Genomic DNA, 18,270 nt, shown 5'->3' with positions numbered 1-18,270 from the left:
TAATTTGATGTAAAGGGGAAGTTATAAACGTCTTTGTACGGTTTTATTTAATCTGTCAAATATAATATTACAAAAATATGCTAATTATTATAGAGAGATAAATCATTATCTATTTTTTTACTATTTTTGCGACCTTAATTAAAAGGATATTTTTCTTTATTTAAGCCAGATATTAATAAAAAATAAATCAAATGATATTACCAATTATAGGATATGGTGATCCTGTTTTAAGAAAAATAGGGGAGGAATTGACTCCAGATTATCCAAATTTGAAAGAAATTATTGCAAACATGTATGAAACCATGTATAATGCAAGCGGTGTTGGTCTTGCGGCCGAGCAAGTTGGTTTGTCATTACGTTTGTTTGTTATCGATACAACTCCATTCAGTGAAGATGACGATTTAGAAGATAATGAGCAAAATAAATTGAAAGGATTCAAAAGGACTTTTATTAATGCCAAAATAATAAAAGAAGAAGGTGAAGAATGGGCTTTTAATGAAGGCTGTCTAAGTATTCCAGATGTACGCGAGGATGTTTACAGAAAACCAACCGTAACAATTGAGTATTGTGAAGAAGATTTTGTTATGAAAACCGAAGTATTTGACGGTTTAATTGCCAGAGTTATTCAGCATGAATACGATCATATTGAAGGGATTTTGTTTACAGATAAAATTTCATCATTAAAAAAACGCTTGATTCAAAAGAAATTAAAAAACATTGCCGAAGGGAAAACATTTCAGGATTATCGAATGAAGTTTTTTGCCAAAAAAGGAAGATAATTGTAAGTAAGCAGAATTAAGTTTTCAGATTTTAATAAAGAATAATAAAAAAAATAGAAATGAGTTTAGAGAAAATATTATCGATTTCAGGGAAACCAGGTTTATATGTTTTAAAAGTGCAAACACGTACAGGTTTTGTAGCTGAGTCATTATTGGATGGAAAAAAAATAACGGTTAGTTTAAAAAGCAATGTAAGTCTATTGTCTGAAATTTCTATTTATACTTATGAAGGTGAAAAACCTTTGGCTGAAATTATCCAGAACATCTCAAAAAAAGAAAACAAAGGACAGACAATTTCTCATAAAGAAGATAACGCAGTTTTATTGACTTACTTTAGAGAAGTATTGCCGGAATATGATGAAGAAAGAGTATATGCTTCAGATGTAAAGAAAATTGTGAGCTGGTACAATACACTTCAGGCAAAAGGATTGCTAGTTGACGAAGCTCCAGCTGTAGCGGAAGAAACTGCTCCAGCAGTAGAAGAAGCAGTAGCTGAGAAAACAAAAGCGCCAGCTAAAAAAGCACCTGCAAAGAAAGCGGCAGCTAAAAAAGAGTAATTTTAAAAGTTATTCAGAATATATTTTAATCCTGTCAAGATGTTTTCCTGACAGGATTTCTTATTTTTACAAAAAACCATAACGCAATGTATACAAGAGAAAATCAGCTCCAGGCCTTTGAACGATTATTAGACATAATGGATGATTTGCGTGAAAAATGCCCTTGGGACAAAAAGCAAACTCTGCAGACTCTTCGTCATCTTACTATCGAAGAAACTTATGAATTGGGCGATGCAATACTGGACAATGATTTAAACGAAGTAAAAAAGGAATTAGGAGATTTATTACTGCATATTGTTTTTTATGCTAAAATTGGCAGCGAAACGAATGATTTTGATATGGCTGATGTCTGCAATGATATCTGCGAAAAGCTTATTTATCGTCATCCTCACATTTACAGCGATGTTGTGGTTAAAGATGAGGAAGAAGTAAAACAGAATTGGGAAAAGCTAAAGCTGAAAGAAGGTAAAAAATCGGTTCTGGAAGGAGTTCCAAGAAGCTTGCCAGCACTTGTAAAAGCAAGCCGAATTCAGGACAAAGTAAAAGGAGTGGGATTTGATTGGGAAGAACCACATCAGGTTTGGGATAAAGTTCAGGAGGAATTACAGGAACTGCAGGCTGAAGTAGCATCCGGCGATCAGGATAAAATGGAATCCGAATTTGGGGATGTCTTATTTTCAATGATTAATTACGCCCGTTTTTTGAATATAAATCCCGAAGATGCATTGGAACGAACCAATAAAAAATTCATCAAACGCTTTCAATATCTGGAAAGCAAGGCCGAAGAATTAGGAAAACCTTTAATGGATATGACTCTTGCCGAAATGGATGTTTTCTGGAACGAAGCGAAGAAACTTTAATAACAGTATTCAGAAAGCAGTTTACGACAAATATGTCAGCTCAACACTGCCAACTGCTTTCTGAATACTGCTAACTGTCTTTAGTCTGCTATTTTTTTTAGTTTTGGAATGTCTTTTAAAACAATTTTTTTACCTACCAATTCAATCAATCCAAGTTTGTTAAAATCAGATAATAAACGGATACAGCTTTCAGTTGCAGTACCGATCATGCTGGCTAATTCATCTCTGGAAAGCTGAATTTTTAAGGTTTTGTCAGCATTGGTGCCAAAAGTTTCATGCAAATAAATCAAGGTTTCTGCCAAACGTTCTTTTACCGATTTTTGAGCCATATTAACCATGTGATCATCGGCCAATCGCAGATCACCGCAAATCGTTTTCATAACATTCATCGAAAACTGATTGTTTTTATCGAAGAAGCCTAATATTTCAGCTTTTGGTATAAAACAAACCTGCATATCTTCAAGGGCAACGGCACTTAAGTTAGCCGGTTCATCACTTATCATAGAACGCTGGCCTAATAATTCTCCTTTGGTTACCAATTTAACAATATGGTCTTTTCCGTTTGGACTCAATTTTGTCAATTTACAGATGCCATCTTTGATGCAGAAAATACCATTAACATTTTCTCCTTCTTCAAAAATGTTTTCTCCTTTTTTAATTGTTTTAGAAGTTTTACATTCTGAAATTCTTATAAGTTCGTCTTTATTTAGTGCCTTTAAAGAGCTAAATTCTCTTACGATACATTGTTCACATTTACTCATAACGAAATTGTATTTTCGACTACAAAGTTATACATTTATATGATAAATATCATTGTTGAGATACAATCAATTTTCGAATTTTGTTCGTTCAAATTACCCCCTTAATTTATGGAGAATAAAAATTGCTTTCATTGTGGTTTAAGTATAGTAATAGAGGAGAAAATTGTCTTTGATGAAAAAGAATTTTGCTGCAACGGATGTAAAACAGTTTATGAAATTTTCAGCCTGAATGACTTAACTTGTTACTATGATTTTGAGAAATCACCAGGTGCTACTCCGCAGGATATTAATGGTAAATATGATTTTTTAGATAATGAAAGTATTGTTGCTAAGCTGTTAGAGTTTCAGGAAGAGTCAACAGCCATTGTTTCGCTGAGTATTCCTCATATTCACTGCAGTTCCTGTATTTGGATTTTAGAGAACCTTCAGCGTCTTCAAAAAGGAATTAACACATCACAGGTTAATTTTCCCGAAAAGAAAGTCCGAATCAACTACAATCCAGAGAATGTTTCCCTAAAAAACATTGTGCACTTATTAAGTTCCATTGGGTATGAACCCTATATAAGTTTAGAAAATTATGAAACGGGGAAAAGCAATATTGACCGAAGCCTGACTTATAAACTAGGTGTTGCTTTCTTTTGTTTCGGAAATATTATGTTGCTTTCTTTTCCAGAATATTTTGAAGTAAAAGAATTTTGGCTGGATAATTACCGACCTTTTTTCAGATGGTTAATTTTTGCATTGTCATTACCATCCTTTTTATATTCGGCGAGTGGTTATTATGTTTCGGCTATAAAAAGTATAAAATCCAAAATGCTGAACATTGATATTCCTATTGCTTTGGGAATTGTCGTGATGTTTATACGCAGTACTTTTGATATTGTAATGGATTATGGTTCCGGTTTTTTTGATAGTTTAACTGGTTTGATTTTCTTTATGCTCTTGGGGAAAATGTTCCAAATCAAAACTTACAGTTTTCTTAGTTTCGAAAGAGATTTTAAATCGTATTTTCCGATTGCCATTACCAAAATAAATCAAGATGCCACCGAAGAAAGTATTCCTGTTTATGAAATTGAAAAAGGCAATCGATTATTGATCCGTAACCAAGAATTAATTCCTGTAGATGGAATTTTAATATCCGATAAAGCCGAAATTGACTATAGTTTTGTTACCGGCGAAGCAGTTCCAATAACAAAGAAATCTGGAGATAAAGTTTTTGCCGGCGGAAAACAGATTGGGAAAGTTATCGAAATGGAAGTACTGCATTCGGTTTCCCAAAGTTATCTGACTCAATTGTGGAGTAATGATGTTTTTCAGAAAAAGGTTGAGCAGAAACATAAAACAATTACTGATAGTATAAGCCGTTACTTTACACCGATTCTTCTGCTGATAGCATTCGCAGGATTTGGTTATTGGATATTTTTTGATGCCAATACAGCTTTCAATGTTTTCACGGCCGTACTGATTGTGGCGTGCCCTTGCGCATTGGCACTGACGGCTCCTTTCACGATGGGGAATATGCTGCGGATTTTTGGAAATAAACATTTTTATCTCAAAAATGCTTTAGTGATTGAACAGCTTGCGAAAGTCGATACTATTGTTTTTGATAAAACAGGAACTATAACCACAAATTCAAAATCGAATATTTCCTATGAAGGCAAAATATTAGACGATACTAATTTGTCAATGCTGAAAAGTGTGCTTCGTGCTTCGAATCATCCTTTGAGCCGAATGCTGTATGATTTTCTACCCGAAGCAAAAAGGCTGCAATTAGATGCATTCGAAGAAATAACAGGAAAGGGAATTCAGGCTGTGGCTGGAGGCGTTTCTATACAAATGGGATCAGCTAATTTTATCGGTGAAAAAGGACAAAGCGAAATGCAGCAGACTTCTGTTCATATTAGAATAGGAGAAGAGTATTTTGGAAAATATATATTTAACAATCAATACAGAGAGGGATTGTCTGAGCTGTTTGATAAATTGAGTTCGCAGTACCAGCTGAAAGTTTTGTCAGGAGATAATGAAGGAGAGCGCAGTCTGTTGGAAACGATTCTGCCAAAAGGCACCGAAATGATTTTTAATCAAAAACCTGAGCAGAAACTTGAGTTTATAAAAGCTTTGCAGGATCAGGGTAAAAATGTAATGATGGTCGGCGACGGGCTGAATGATGCTGGAGCTTTAGCACAAAGTAACGTTGGTATTTCCATATCTGAAAACGTAAATGTTTTTTCTCCCGCCTGCGATGCTATCTTGGATGCAAAAGAATTTAAAAAACTGCATTATTTTTTAAAATTATCACAAAAATCCATTTCGACTATAAAAATGAGTTTTACACTCTCACTTTTGTATAACGTCGTTGGACTGTCGTTTGCTATTACAGGTAACCTTTTACCATTGGTAGCAGCAATTATTATGCCGCTGAGTACCATCACTATAGTGAGCTTTGTTACAATAATGAGCAATTACTATTCGCGAAAAATAAAATAAAAAAGTTACATAATTATGTGATTTTTTTTCATAATTTTAACATATTGGATTAAATATGATAATTGTCATTTTTTATAAAAACTGATAAATATAATTTTGTTAACTTAATATTTAAGTTTATGAGTGTTATCTATTTATTAATTGCCATTAGTATATTCGTCGCTATTGGATTTTTCATTGCTTTTGTTTTTGCGGTAAAATCAGGTCAGTATGATGATGATTATACCCCGTCGGTCAGAATGCTTTTTGACGACGAATTAATAAAATCTTCCCAAAATAAATCTAAAATTAAAAGCTAAACTCCTCTTTAATCTTTAATGGTTAAAGCTATTTTTTACAACCTTAAAAACAATTACAAATATGGAAATGGAACAATTTTATTATGACAACAAAATTGTAAAGAAGTTCATTTATGCGACCATACTTTTTGGAGTAGTGGGAATGTTAGTAGGTCTTATATTGGCTACGATGTTTCTTTTTCCAAATATGACCGATGGTATTTCATGGTTAAGTTTTGGAAGATTAAGACCTTTACATACCAATGCCGTGATTTTTGCCTTTGTTGGTAATGCTATGTTTGCGGGTGTTTATTATTCACTGCAAAGGTTATTAAAAGCCAGAATGTACAGTGATTTCTTGAGTAACCTGAATTTTTGGGGCTGGCAGTTAATAATTGTCGCTGCAGCTATTTCACTTCCATTAGGATATACTTCATCAAAAGAGTATGCTGAGTTGGAATGGCCAATTGACATTGCAATTGCATTAATCTGGGTAGCTTTTGGTATCAATATGATTGGTACAATGCTAAAAAGAAGAGAGCGCCATTTGTATGTTGCCATTTGGTTTTACTTAGCCACATTTATTACGGTTGCCGTACTTCATATTTTTAATAGTTTAGAATTGCCAATTTCCGGCATGAAAAGTTATTCAGTTTATGCAGGGGTACAAGATGCACTGGTGCAGTGGTGGTACGGTCATAATGCAGTTGCTTTCTTCCTGACAACACCATTTTTGGGACTGATGTATTATTTTGTTCCAAAGGTTGCCAATCGTCCTGTTTATTCTTATAGATTGTCTATCATCCATTTTTGGTCATTAATATTTTTATATATCTGGGCTGGACCTCACCATTTATTATATTCAGCTTTGCCTAATTGGGCTCAGAACTTAGGGGTTGTATTTTCAGTAATGCTGATCGCTCCATCTTGGGGAGGTATGATTAACGGACTTCTTACTTTAAGAGGAGTTTGGGACAGAGTACGTGAAGAACCAGTTTTGAAGTTTTTTGTTGTAGCGATGACAGGTTATGGTATGGCTACTTTTGAAGGACCAATGTTATCTTTTAAAAATGTAAATGCAATAGCGCATTATACGGACTGGATTATTGCACACGTTCACGTTGGAGCATTAGCTTGGAACGGTTTTATGGCTTTTGGAGTTATTTATTGGTTAATTCCAAGAATGACAAAAACGACTTTGTATTCTACTAAATTGGCCAATTTCCATTTTTGGATTGGAACATTAGGGATTATATTATATGCATTGCCAATGTATTTGGCTGGTTTTCTTCAGGCTTCAATGTGGAAACAGTTTAATCCTGATGGAACCCTAACTTATGGTAACTTCCTTGAAACTGTTACTCAGATTATGCCAATGTACTGGATGAGAGCTATCGGAGGAACTATGTATCTAGTTGGTATGTTTACGTTAGTTTACAACATTATCCAAACAGTTAGAGCAGGTGAAGAAGTTGAAGATGAATTAGCAGAAGCTCCAGCTTTGCAGTCCATTAGTTCAGGAAGACTTAGAGGAGAAAAATACCATTCTTGGCTGGAAAGAAAACCAATCAAAATGGCTGTCTTCGCGACAATCGCAATATTAATTGGAGGAATTATCCAGATTGTGCCAACGATTATGGTGAAATCCAATATCCCGACAATCACAAGTGTTAAGCCTTATTCTCCATTAGAATTGGAAGGTCGTGATTTGTACATCCGTGAAGGCTGTGTGGGCTGTCACTCACAATCTGTTCGTCCTTTCCGAAGTGAAGTAGAGCGTTATGGGCCACAGTCTAAAGCAGGAGAGTTTGTATACGATCATCCATTTTTATGGGGTTCAAAACGTACTGGTCCCGATTTGTTAAGAGTTGGAGGAAAATACAATGACAACTGGCATTTTAATCACTTTTGGAGTCCGCAGAGTATTTCAGCAGGGTCTATTATGCCTAGCTATAAATGGCTGTTCGATAATAAAGCAATGGATATTTCCATGACTGAAAAGAAAATGAAAGCTATGAAGACTCTTGGGGTTCCTTATGATGACGCACAGATTGCAAATGGATTGAAAGATTTAAGAGCACAGGCAATTGCAATTGAAGAAAGCCTTAAAAATGACCCTGATTTTGTGAAAAGTTATGATGACAGCAAGAAAAAAGCTTTAGCAAAAGGTGAAAAATTTGTTCCAATGAACGAAAGAGAAATTGTAGCAATGATTGCTTACATACAAAGGCTGGGTACAGATATTAAAGTAAAAGAATAATTAAAAGTAAACGTTATGTTCGAGCAAATAAAACACAATATGGAAACCATTGCAGGTGTTGCCATATTTCCAATACTATCGTTGCTGATTTTCTTTTTCTTTTTTATTGGTTTAGGACTTTGGGTTTACTCCTATAAAAAAGAGACCATAGACGAAATAAGCCAAATCCCGCTAGAAGACTAATTGTACAATTTCAAAAAAATAAATGATGAAAAAATTAATTCCATCTTATCTAAGAGTCCTTTTTATATTTTTTGCTGCTGTTGGGCTGCTGGAATATCTAATCGACTCAGGAAATAGGCCAGCATTTATAAAATACCCTATGGTTGCTGTCTTTTTGTTTGTGTTGCTTTTTCTTTTGATTGCAATCGAAATAACTTTATCAGCAGTTGATAAAATTAGTTATCTATTGCTGTCCGATGAAGAAAAAGAAAAGAAAGCGCAGCAGGAAGCCTTGGGAATAGAAGAAGATAATTGGTATAAAAAAATAGTAAACAGTTTTACTAAATCTGCTTCTGTTGAAGACGAAAAGCAATTATTGATGGATCATGATTATGACGGAATCAAGGAGCTGGACAACAATTTACCGCCATGGTGGGTATATTTATTCTATGCCTGTATTGTTTTCTCAGTTATCTATTTAGTTCGTTATGAGATTATGGGAGCTCCAGATCAGGAAGCTGAATTGAAAGCTGAAGTAGATCAGGCCAAAATTGAAGTAGCCGAATATATGAAAACAGCTCCGGATTTAATGGATGAAAAAACCGTAACTTTACTAACTGATCCTGCTGATTTAACGAATGGTAAAACTATTTTTGAGACCAATTGCGCAGCTTGTCACCGAGCTGATGGTGGAGGACAAATTGGACCAAACTTAACCGATGATCATTGGATTTTGGGTGGTGGAATCAAGAATTTATTCCACACTATAACCAATGGAGGCCGAGATGGTAAAGGAATGATTGCCTGGAAAGGTACTTTGAAACCAAAAGAAATTCAGGCTGTTGCTAGTTATGTGATTTCTTTAAGAGGAAGTAATCCGAAAGATCCAAAAGCACCAGACGGTGATATATGGGTAGAAGATGGAGCGCCAGCAACTGCTTCTACAGCTCCTGCAGCAGACAGTACTGAAGTAAAATAGTAAATAATTTATAAAAAAAATTAAGGGCTTTGTCAAAATTCACTACTTTGAGAAAGCTCTTTTTATTATTTAAAAAACAAAAAAATGTCAAGCAAACTGGACGAATCTTTCAGAGATACCATCGGGACTGTCGATAAGGAAGGCCATAGAAAATACATTTATCCAAAAAAACCATCTGGTAAGTTTTATGATTACAGAAAGTGGGTCAGTTATTTTTTATTGATTGTTCTTATCGTGAATCCGTTTATAAAAATAAACGGAAACCAGTTCATGATGTTCAATGTTTTGGAACGCCGTTTTAATATTTTTAGCTTTCCTTTTTGGCCGCAGGACTTTTATATTTTTGTCCTGTTTATGGTTATTGGTGTTGTATTTGTTATTCTATTCACGGTTATTTTTGGTCGGATTTTTTGCGGATGGATTTGTCCGCAGACTATTTTTATGGAAATGGTTTTCCGCCGTGTTGAATATTGGATAGAAGGCGATAGGGGAGCACAGACCCGATTGGAAAAACAGGAATGGAATGGTGATAAAATTAGAAAGAAAGCCTTAAAATGGTCTGTTTTTCTTTTGATATCATTTCTAATTGCAAATGTGTTTTTAGCATATCTTATTGGAAGTGACGAATTATTTCGTTTGATTGAGGATGGGCCTTTGGCACATTCGAGCAGTTTTATTTCGCTATTGATTTTTACAAGTGTTTTCTATTTTGTTTTTGCCTGGTTTAGAGAACAAGTCTGCATTATTGCCTGTCCTTATGGAAGACTGCAGGGCGTTTTATTGGATAAAAAATCAATAAACGTGGCTTATGATTTCGTTCGTGGAGAAAAAGAAGCAGGAAGAGCCAAATTCAATAAACAGGAAGATCGGGCCGCTTCGGGAAAAGGGGATTGTATCGATTGTAAACAATGTGTGCATGTTTGCCCGACAGGAATTGATATCCGCAATGGAGTGCAGCTTGAATGCATAAACTGCACGGCCTGTATTGATGAATGCGATACTATAATGGAAGGTGTAGGATTGCCGAAAGGACTTATCCGTTATGCTTCGGAAGACGAAATAGAAACCAAGGCGAAGTTTAAATTTACTGCCAGAATGAAAGGCTACACAGCAATATTGGTGATATTAGTTGGTGTGCTGACAGGTTTACTGTTTTTAAGAACCGAAGTTGAAGCTACTATTTTGAGACTTCCAGGGCAGTTATTCCAGCATAAAGGAGAGAACATTAGTAATATTTATACTTTTAAAATCATTAATAAAACGAATCATGATATTAATGATCTGCATTTTAAACTGGTTGGAATTAAAGGAACTTTGAAAGTAGTTGGTGTTCAGGAATTAAAAGTACCTAAGCACGAAATGTCCAGCGGTACTATGTTTATCGAAATTAACCGTTTTTTATTGGAAAGTGACAGGACCAAATTAGAGATTGATCTTTACGAAGGTGACAAAAAAATAGAAACAACTTATACTAATTTTTTAAGCCCTCGTAGTTTTGATTAGGTTTGGCTTATTATAAAATTAGTAATTGAAAATATTTAAAGAAAATAATAATGAAAATTAATTGGGGAACCTATATTGTGATTGCATTCGCGCTGTTTATCAGCTTTATTATGTATTTTGTTTTAAAAGTGCAATCCGACAGTAAGTATGATAATGACCTGGTGGTAGAAGAGTATTACAAGCATGATGTTCATTTTCAGGATGAAATGGCTCGTATTCAAAACGCTCATGATTTAAAAGAAAAACCTGCAATTACTGTAGATACAAAAGGTGTAACCGTTTCTTTTCCTGCTGTTTTTTCACCAAATGAAATCAAAGGAACAGTCGCTTTGTACAGAGCTTCCAACAAGAAATTTGATTTTCAGGTACCGCTTTCGTTTACAGATTCGGCTTCGCTGTTTATACCTAAAGATAAGTTTGTTGGCGGCGAATGGTACATTAATATGGAATGGAAATATGAAGGAAAGCCCTATCTGACCAAAGAAAAGATTTATATTAAATAGAATAAAGAAAATAGATAAAAGAGGATAGATTAAAGAAGTTGGAGAAAATAAGATTTAGTTTTTAAATCATTCTTGCCCAAATCTGCAATCTAAAATCTGCAATCTAAAATCTAAAATCACAATGCTTTATACTGCTTTTTTATTTGGTTTAATCAGTAGTTTTCACTGCGTGGGAATGTGCGGTCCTATCGCTATGATGCTGCCTGTGGAGCGAAATAATCCTGCTAAAAAAGTAATCCAGATTATTACTTATCATTTAGGAAGATTAACAGCTTATGGAAGTATTGGTTTGCTTTTTGGACTGTTGGGTAAAGGTTTGTTTCTGGCCGGTATTCAGCAGCAACTATCTATTTTTATTGGAGCTGCGATGATTTTGGTAATTGTAATTCCCGAAAAGATTTTTGCCAAATATAATTTCTCGAAACCAGTTTATTGCTGGATTTCAAAAATCAAGCAAAATCTGGGCAGTCATTTCAAAAATAAAAGTTTCAAATCTCTTTTTATCATCGGGCTGCTGAATGGTTTTCTGCCCTGCGGTATGGTCTATGTAGCTTTGTTTGGCGCAATCGCTATGCAGAGCGCTGGTTTTGGAGTACTGTATATGTTGCTCTTTGGTTTAGGAACCGTGCCTCTTATGAGTCTGGTGGTATATGTCAACTCATTTCTAACAATTTCTATTCGGAATAGGATTCAAAAAGTGATTCCGTATGTAGGAGTTGCAATTGGCGTATTATTTATTTTGAGAGGATTGGGTCTTGGAATTCCTTATGTTTCTCCCTCAAATATGAGTTTATTTATACAGGAAAAAGCTAATTGTCATTAATTAGTTTCATAAAAGGTTTTCTAATTAAAGAGATTTAGAAAATTACATTTTGTTAAATTTGGCGAATAGTAAACTTTATATTCAAGCTGAAAATTTAGTTAACTGCATATTAATTGAATGAATTAGCAACCAATTTTGAGTGTTTTATGAAGTCTTTTGCAGAAATTGACATAGAAAACAACGGGAATTACCTAAAATTACTTTCGGCAGTTTCAAAACTTTCGGGTCTTTTCAGCGAAAGTGCTGTTCCATTTATCAATTATCGGGTAGCTGAGAATATTTTCTGCAGAAGTTTTAATGCAGGAAATCTTTCCCGATCTGATACTGCTTTTGACGCCAATTATAATTCACTTGGTGTCGGTCTCAAAACTTTTGTCTCTAATGGTAGTTCCAGTACCGAAAAGGTAGCAGAATTCAATTCTTTGTCGAGAACTTTAAAGGATTTTAAAGGTAAGGATCTTGCTGTAAAGCTTGGTGAATTTAGAAACGACAGAATAAATTTAGCGAATCGTGTTTATGATATTGAGAATTCACTTTATCATATTGTCGCCCGCAGAGAAAAAGAATTATTGCTTTTTGAAACAGATTATAATCTGATTGATGTTGCTAATATTCATTCGGTAAAGGATAATAAAACGAGTCTACAGTTTGAAGACGGACATAATTTATACACTTTCAATTATTCAAAAAGTACACTTTTTAGAAAGTTTATTATTCCGCAGAGTGCTTTTCGTCTGCCAATTGATATAATCGAAGATCCATATTCTTTGCTGCTTGAGCTGTTTGAAGAAAATAAGAATTTAAAAACAGCTTCTGATAAACTTGTAAAAGGTGAAAATTATGTGATTCTGCCTCTTTACGGTATTCAGAAAGGAGAAAAATTTATTTTTGAGAGAAGCGGTTTAAATCAATGGAATGCGAATGGAAGAAAAAGAGATTTTGGAGAAATTTACATTCCAATTCCTGCTGAACTGCATAAAAATTATCCGGATTTCTTTCCTAAACGGGATCAGGATTTTAATTTGCAGATTCCAACTGGCGAAATTTTTACTGCAAAAGTCTGCCAGGAAAATTCAAAAGCCTTAATGACAAATCCAAACAAAGCTTTGTCCGATTGGCTGTTGCGAAGAGTTTTGCAGCTTCAGGAAGGAGAATTGGCGACAATTGAAAAACTTGATAAATTAGGTTTTGACAGTGTTATTATTATGAAAGACGAAGACGGCGATTTCAAAATAGACATTATGAAAACGAATGCATATGCCGAATTCAGTTCTAAAACTGCATAGATTCAGTTATGTAAATATTATTCTGGAGTACTTTATGCAAAACTACCTGAGATAATTCTCTGTTTGCGTGAGGGATGGCAGTGGAGCTCTTTTTTTGATCCCGCTTTTTACGGGATCAAAAAAAAGCGGGAACGTACAGCCCGGCCTGCAGTCTCGTCTTTTTTCGGACGAGACGGAGGGACACGCCCCAAGAGCTTAAAAAAAGATGAATTTAATAATTAAGATGATGCTTTAAAGGATTAATCTATCCTTATGTCTTTTTTAAATTGTCATTGAAAACAATGCTGTTTCTGGTGCTTTTCTTTTTAATCTTAAATCAAATGCCATGCAGATGTTGCGCACATATGGTTTTCCCTCTTCGGTTACAATGATTTTGTTTTTTTCTATAATCAGTAAACCATCAGTTTCCATTTCTTTCAGTTGTATTATAATTTCAGGAATTTCAGGAACATAATTTGCTGCATCCTCCCAGCTGGTTTCAAATTGGCACATCAGATTCAGAATGTGTTTTCTGATGATTAAATCTTCTGCAGATAATAAATGACCTCTGTAAACCGGCAATTCGTCTGATTTCAATACTTCGTAATATTCTTCGATTGTTTTGACATTTTGTGCAAAACTGTACCAGCTGTCGCTGATGGATGAAACGCCCAATCCAATCATCAGTTGGGTTTTGGAAGAGCTGTAGCCCATAAAGTTTCGGTGCAGTTTTTTAGTATCAAATGATTTATATAAACTGTCTGACTTCAAGGCAAAATGATCCATTCCAATTTCGTAATACTCATTTTCAAAAAGCAGTTCTTTTCCAACTTCGTACAGTTTTCTTTTGGCATCGTCTTTTGGAATGTCTTCATCATGAAATCCGCGCTGTCCGTTTCCTTTTATCCAAGGTACATGAGCATAACTGTAAAAGGCCAACCGATCGGGCTGTAATGAATTTGTTTTTTCGATTGTATCCACTATATTTTTAACTTCCTGAAATGGCAGGCCAAAGATTATATCATGACCGATGGAAGTATATCCTATTTTTTTTGCCCAAAAAGTAACTTTGGCTACATTATGAAAAGGCTGAATTCGGTGAATCGCTTTTTGTACTTTTTCAGAATAATCTTGAACGCCAAAACTCACTCTTCTAAAACCTAAATCATATAATTTCTGCAAATGGGCAAGAGTCGTATTGTTTGGATGTCCCTCAAAACTGAACTCATAGTTTTCTGCTTTTTCGGCTTTTGAAAATATTCCATTCATTAAGGTTTCAAGGCTTTCTATTGAGAAAAATGTTGGAGTTCCTCCGCCCAAATGAATTTCTTTTATTTTTGGTTTTTCGTCCAATATTTCGCAGTAAAGATTCCATTCTTTTAAAACTGCTTCAATATATGGGTTTTCGACATTGTGATTTTTGGTGATGCGTTTATTACAGCCGCAAAAGGTGCACAAACTTTCACAAAACGGTAGATGGATATATAGACTTATGCCTTCCTTGTCATTACTTTCCTGAAAAGATTTTTTTAGGGTCTGAAGCCAAATTTCCTTTGTAAATCCTGACTCATCCCAATAAGGAACCGTAGGATAGCTTGTGTAACGAGGCCCTGGTACATTGTATTTTTGAATTAGTGAGGTTTTCATAATTTCGCATTTTAATGTAAATGACAAAATTAGGCTGACTTTTTTTGGATTAAAATGATAATTGTCATATTTTGTTGTAATCATATACGGACAAAGAGGCTCTTTTGAGCCTCTTTGTTGATTTATTATATGGTTTTATTGATTAAACCAACCCATTTTTGGGCTAGTTTGTGATCTTCAAACAAACAGTTAAAATCTAAATATTGATTTTCGATATTGTAAATTGGAATCAATTCTTTTTTCATAGAATTTTTATGAACTAATTCTATTTCGACTTTTGAAACGGTATTTGATTTAGATTCATTAGTTGTTAATAGGTTGCACAAAATAATGTTTTTTAAATCTACAAAATAAGCAGTGTCCTTTTTATAACTGAAATCGATAAGAAGAAACCCTTTGTTTTTTTGATCTATAGATAGAATCTTCTTGTTCTGTGTTTCGGTGTGTTCAAAGTTATAATGATTGTTTTGGCTGTACTGTTTCTTTATATCTTTTATTTTTGCTCTGTTTGTTATGTTAGAACGGAAGACTAAAGTTATTGGAATGCCTATTAAGATTGTAATTATAAGACCGATTATTGTTACGGATGTATCCATGTTTTTATTTTTAGTAATTATATAATGATTTGTTCTCCTGAATTCAGAAGGAATCAGGAAGCTATAAAAGTCTTTTGACTTTTTTAAAACGGAATCATGGTATTAAATCACCAAAAATAATGGAAGGGAAATAATAGAATCGAAACTTTTGTGCATCTGTCGATGTCTTGATCCGATAGAATTATTTTTAGGTTATTTTCTTTAAGGCTAGAAAATAATGGGAGTAAAGTATTGCTGTCGTTTATGTCAACAGGAATACGGCTGTTGGATTTTAGATCAGGAGTTCCTCTTTCTATACTCGGCTGAACGAAATGAGAAACACTTAAACTTTCTTTGTTAATATCAGTACTGCTTTCCTTTTGAAAAGAAATTATAGTATCGTGATTTGCGCTATAGGCAAAACCGAACTGCATCAGCAGTCCAATAAATACAATAAATTTCCAAAAGTTCTTCATACTGCAAAAATAGAGATTAAGTTTTTGGTTTAAGAATGTTATATGGTAAATGAAAGTTAAAATTGTGTATTTTATTCAAAAAAAGCCTCAAACTTATCGGTTTGAGGCTCAATATCTGTTAAGGAAATAATTTTATTCCTGATTCAAATTCCGCAGTTGTTTTAGTTTTTCTTTCCAAACATCCAGACTTTCTTTGTGAATAGCGATGTTTTTACGGACTTCTAATACAATCGAATTTTCTTTTTTTGCATTTTTGGTATTGGTAAAAAACTGAATGTTATTCTCCAATTGGAAAATTTCATTTTGTACTTCTTCAATTTTGCGTATTAGGAAAATTTTCTCATTATCGAGTTTTCTGGTATCGTTACTTTCAGAAAGATTCTCCATTCTGTTGGAGAAACGCATCATTTCAGTATCCTTTTTGCTTAAGCTTAATTTTTCGAACAATGCATCCAGGATTTTGTTGAATTTCCCTTCGATATGTCTTCTTGGGAAAGGAACTTTACCAAAGTTTTTCCAAGTTTCAATATGCAGTTTGATGGCATCCAAATCGGTTTTGTGATCACCAGTCAATTGGAATTCTCTCAATGTTTCCAGATAAGTTTTCTTCTTGTCAAAAGCTTCAACTTCGTCTGCGTTTTCAACGTTTTTGTGCTCTTTTAACTTATCAAAATAATGGTTGCAGGCTTCTCTAAATTCGTTCCAGATTTTATCCGAATATTTTCTAGGAACATGACCAATTTTTTTCCAGTCTTCCTGAATTTGTTTCATGATAGGAGTAGTGCTGGCAAAATCAACGCTTTCCTGTAATTCTTTGGCTTTTTTAACCAAAGCTATTTTTTTATTCAGATTGTCGTTCTGATCTTTTTTGATGTCTTTGTAGAAAGAATTTTTGAAACTGTTGAAGTTTCTAACGGCAGTTTTGAAAGCAGACCAAGTAGCCTCATTCACGTCAGATGGAACTTTTCCGGCTGAGAAAAACTCAGAACGCAGTGCTTCTACTTTTTCAATTTGGGAAAGCCATTGTGAATGCGCATTCACTTTTTCGGTTGCTAAAACTTCAATTTTGGCAATAATTTCTTTTTTCTTTTCTAAGTTTTCAAGTTCAGTTCCTCTTAAGTTTTCGAACAAAATTTCACGTTTATCGTGCATTTTTTTTGTAAGTTCACTGAATTGGTTCCAGATTTCATCACGGTGTTCTCTAGAAACAGGACCAATATCTTCTTTCCAGATGCGGTGTAAATCCTGTAATTCTCTAAAAGCTTTATTGATATCAGCCTCTTTAAGCAGTTCTTCAACACGCGCGACGATTTTTTGTTTTTGTTCCAAATTGTATTTGAAATCAATATCCCTAGCTTCTCTGTCTAAGTGCAGATAGTCATAAAAATTCTCAACGTGAAAATGATAATTATTCCAAACGTGGTTGTATTTGTCTTTTGGAATCGATCCAGCATTTTTCCAACGGTCTCTTAACTCATTAAAATGATTTAAAGTGTCTTTGATGTTGGCCTGCGGATTGATTAATTCTTTTAGTTCCTCTACAATAGCCAATCGAACTTCCAAGTTGGATTTTAAATTGGATTGTAAGCTCTTAAAATGAGTATTTTTATTGTCTTTGTAAATTGTATAATATTGATCGAACTTTGATTTTAGAGGAGAATGGTATTGAAATTCTTCATTAGGATCTTGATTTTCCTGATTGAATTCTTCTCTTTTTTCTTCGATAAGGTGGTTGTATTTTGCTAAAAATGCTTTTCGGATTTCTTCGACATGCTCTTTGATGGACATCACTTTTTCATTTGTAACTAAATTTTTCAATTCATTTACAAGTGTATCCATTGGCAATGCTTCATAATCAAGCATTGGTATATCATGGCGTTCTTTTAACGTTTCATCTTCGCTTTCTTCGGCATTTGTTTCCGCTATAGCGTCGATTACGTTTTGTTTTTCGTCCGTAGCATCTTCATCAGCAGTTACTGGTTCAGAAACAGGATTTACTGTATTTTCCCCTGCCGCAAGATCACTGCTTTCATTTTCGGTTACTATAGACGCTTCTGATTGAACTGCTTCCTGCAATTCATTTGCTGTTTTTCCGTCTGTCTCATTTTCTTGAATTGACAGGTTATCGTTCTTTTCTTCTAACATTTTGTGAATGTATAAGGTTTTTATTTTTTGAATGCGAAAGATACTAAAGGTGCGCCACAATACAAAATAAAACTTCTGTTTATAGCTGTGTTATAAAGAGAATTCTTTCTTTTCGGATACTGTTTAAACTCTTTCTACTTAGTTGATTCTTTTTTTTTAGTTTATAAAAAATAAGTAAGAGAAGAAATGATATCCTGACAATGGATTTTT

17 protein-coding genes are annotated in these 18,270 nt (G+C 34.1%); 12 read left to right on the top strand and 5 right to left on the bottom strand.

All coding sequences use genetic code 11. From position 1 onward, the window contains the following. Positions 1 to 191: 191 nt before the first annotated feature. From def to mazG, 3 genes are all read left to right on the top strand, one after another. Positions 192 to 779 carry a peptide deformylase gene (gene def / locus C8P67_RS04270; protein WP_115810741.1) on the top strand — a complete coding sequence of 196 codons (588 nt, stop codon included), beginning with the start codon at positions 192 to 194 and terminating at the stop codon, positions 777 to 779. 59 nt (positions 780 to 838) lie between these two features. Continuing rightward, on the top strand, positions 839 to 1,336 hold the full coding sequence (locus tag C8P67_RS04265) for a DUF5606 family protein (RefSeq protein ID WP_115810739.1): 498 nt from the start codon (positions 839 to 841) through the stop codon (positions 1,334 to 1,336). An 86-nt stretch (positions 1,337 to 1,422) separates the two neighbouring features. After that, the gene (gene mazG, locus C8P67_RS04260; RefSeq protein WP_115810737.1) at positions 1,423 to 2,196 is read left to right on the top strand and encodes a nucleoside triphosphate pyrophosphohydrolase; all 774 of its coding nucleotides are present in this window, start codon (positions 1,423 to 1,425) and stop codon (positions 2,194 to 2,196) included. Between the two features lie 80 nt (positions 2,197 to 2,276). Here the strand turns inward: mazG and C8P67_RS04255 are convergent, their stop codons facing one another. After that, on the bottom strand, positions 2,277 to 2,957 hold the full coding sequence (locus C8P67_RS04255) for a Crp/Fnr family transcriptional regulator (RefSeq protein ID WP_115810735.1): 681 nt from the start codon (positions 2,955 to 2,957) through the stop codon (positions 2,277 to 2,279). A gap of 108 nt (positions 2,958 to 3,065) precedes the next feature. On the opposite strand from C8P67_RS04255, the gene C8P67_RS04250 reads away from it, so the two are divergent. From C8P67_RS04250 to C8P67_RS04210, 9 genes are all read left to right on the top strand, one after another. Next, positions 3,066 to 5,444, top strand: coding sequence for a heavy metal translocating P-type ATPase (locus tag C8P67_RS04250; RefSeq protein WP_115810733.1), 2,379 nt, complete (start codon positions 3,066 to 3,068; stop codon positions 5,442 to 5,444). A gap of 119 nt (positions 5,445 to 5,563) precedes the next feature. Then, a complete protein-coding gene (gene ccoS, locus C8P67_RS04245) occupies positions 5,564 to 5,743 on the top strand; it encodes a cbb3-type cytochrome oxidase assembly protein CcoS (protein ID WP_115810731.1) in 180 nt (59 codons plus the stop codon). A gap of 61 nt (positions 5,744 to 5,804) precedes the next feature. Further along, entirely contained in the window at positions 5,805 to 7,982 is a 2,178-nt protein-coding gene (ccoN, locus tag C8P67_RS04240) for a cytochrome-c oxidase, cbb3-type subunit I (RefSeq protein WP_115810729.1), read from the top strand. 15 nt (positions 7,983 to 7,997) lie between these two features. Beyond that, positions 7,998 to 8,165: a CcoQ/FixQ family Cbb3-type cytochrome c oxidase assembly chaperone gene (locus C8P67_RS04235; RefSeq protein ID WP_115810727.1), complete on the top strand. Its 168-nt coding sequence runs from the start codon at positions 7,998 to 8,000 to the stop codon at positions 8,163 to 8,165. 25 nt (positions 8,166 to 8,190) lie between these two features. After that, entirely contained in the window at positions 8,191 to 9,123 is a 933-nt protein-coding gene (locus tag C8P67_RS04230; protein WP_115810725.1) for a cbb3-type cytochrome c oxidase N-terminal domain-containing protein, read from the top strand. Positions 9,124 to 9,207: 84 nt separating this feature from the next. Further along, positions 9,208 to 10,626, top strand: a complete 1,419-nt coding sequence (gene ccoG, locus C8P67_RS04225) for a cytochrome c oxidase accessory protein CcoG (protein WP_115810723.1) — start codon at positions 9,208 to 9,210, stop codon at positions 10,624 to 10,626. A 50-nt stretch (positions 10,627 to 10,676) separates the two neighbouring features. Continuing rightward, on the top strand, positions 10,677 to 11,129 hold the full coding sequence (locus C8P67_RS04220) for a FixH family protein (RefSeq protein WP_115810721.1): 453 nt from the start codon (positions 10,677 to 10,679) through the stop codon (positions 11,127 to 11,129). Between the two features lie 121 nt (positions 11,130 to 11,250). Continuing rightward, a complete protein-coding gene (locus C8P67_RS04215; protein ID WP_115810719.1) occupies positions 11,251 to 11,952 on the top strand; it encodes a sulfite exporter TauE/SafE family protein in 702 nt (233 codons plus the stop codon). A 146-nt stretch (positions 11,953 to 12,098) separates the two neighbouring features. Next, positions 12,099 to 13,238, top strand: a complete 1,140-nt coding sequence (locus C8P67_RS04210; RefSeq protein WP_115810717.1) for a phospholipase D-like domain-containing protein — start codon at positions 12,099 to 12,101, stop codon at positions 13,236 to 13,238. 261 nt (positions 13,239 to 13,499) lie between these two features. Here the strand turns inward: C8P67_RS04210 and hemN are convergent, their stop codons facing one another. The 4 genes from hemN to C8P67_RS04190 all read right to left on the bottom strand — a co-directional run bounded on the left by hemN (position 13,500) and on the right by C8P67_RS04190 (position 18,060). After that, entirely contained in the window at positions 13,500 to 14,864 is a 1,365-nt protein-coding gene (gene hemN / locus C8P67_RS04205; RefSeq protein ID WP_115811051.1) for an oxygen-independent coproporphyrinogen III oxidase, read from the bottom strand. A gap of 125 nt (positions 14,865 to 14,989) precedes the next feature. After that, the gene (locus tag C8P67_RS04200; RefSeq protein ID WP_115810715.1) at positions 14,990 to 15,460 is read right to left on the bottom strand and encodes a hypothetical protein; all 471 of its coding nucleotides are present in this window, start codon (positions 15,458 to 15,460) and stop codon (positions 14,990 to 14,992) included. Between the two features lie 107 nt (positions 15,461 to 15,567). Beyond that, complete coding sequence (locus C8P67_RS04195) at positions 15,568 to 15,915, bottom strand: hypothetical protein (protein WP_115810714.1); 348 nt, start codon at positions 15,913 to 15,915, stop codon at positions 15,568 to 15,570. 132 nt (positions 15,916 to 16,047) lie between these two features. Further along, positions 16,048 to 18,060 carry a DUF349 domain-containing protein gene (locus C8P67_RS04190; protein WP_115810712.1) on the bottom strand — a complete coding sequence of 671 codons (2,013 nt, stop codon included), beginning with the start codon at positions 18,058 to 18,060 and terminating at the stop codon, positions 16,048 to 16,050. Positions 18,061 to 18,270 lie beyond the last annotated feature (210 nt).

The organism is Flavobacterium aquicola, assembly GCF_003385115.1.
Lineage (GTDB): Bacteria > Bacteroidota > Bacteroidia > Flavobacteriales > Flavobacteriaceae > Flavobacterium > Flavobacterium aquicola.
The sequence above is the reverse complement of the archived record's forward strand: the minus strand, read 5'-3'. Positions and strand labels throughout refer to the sequence as shown.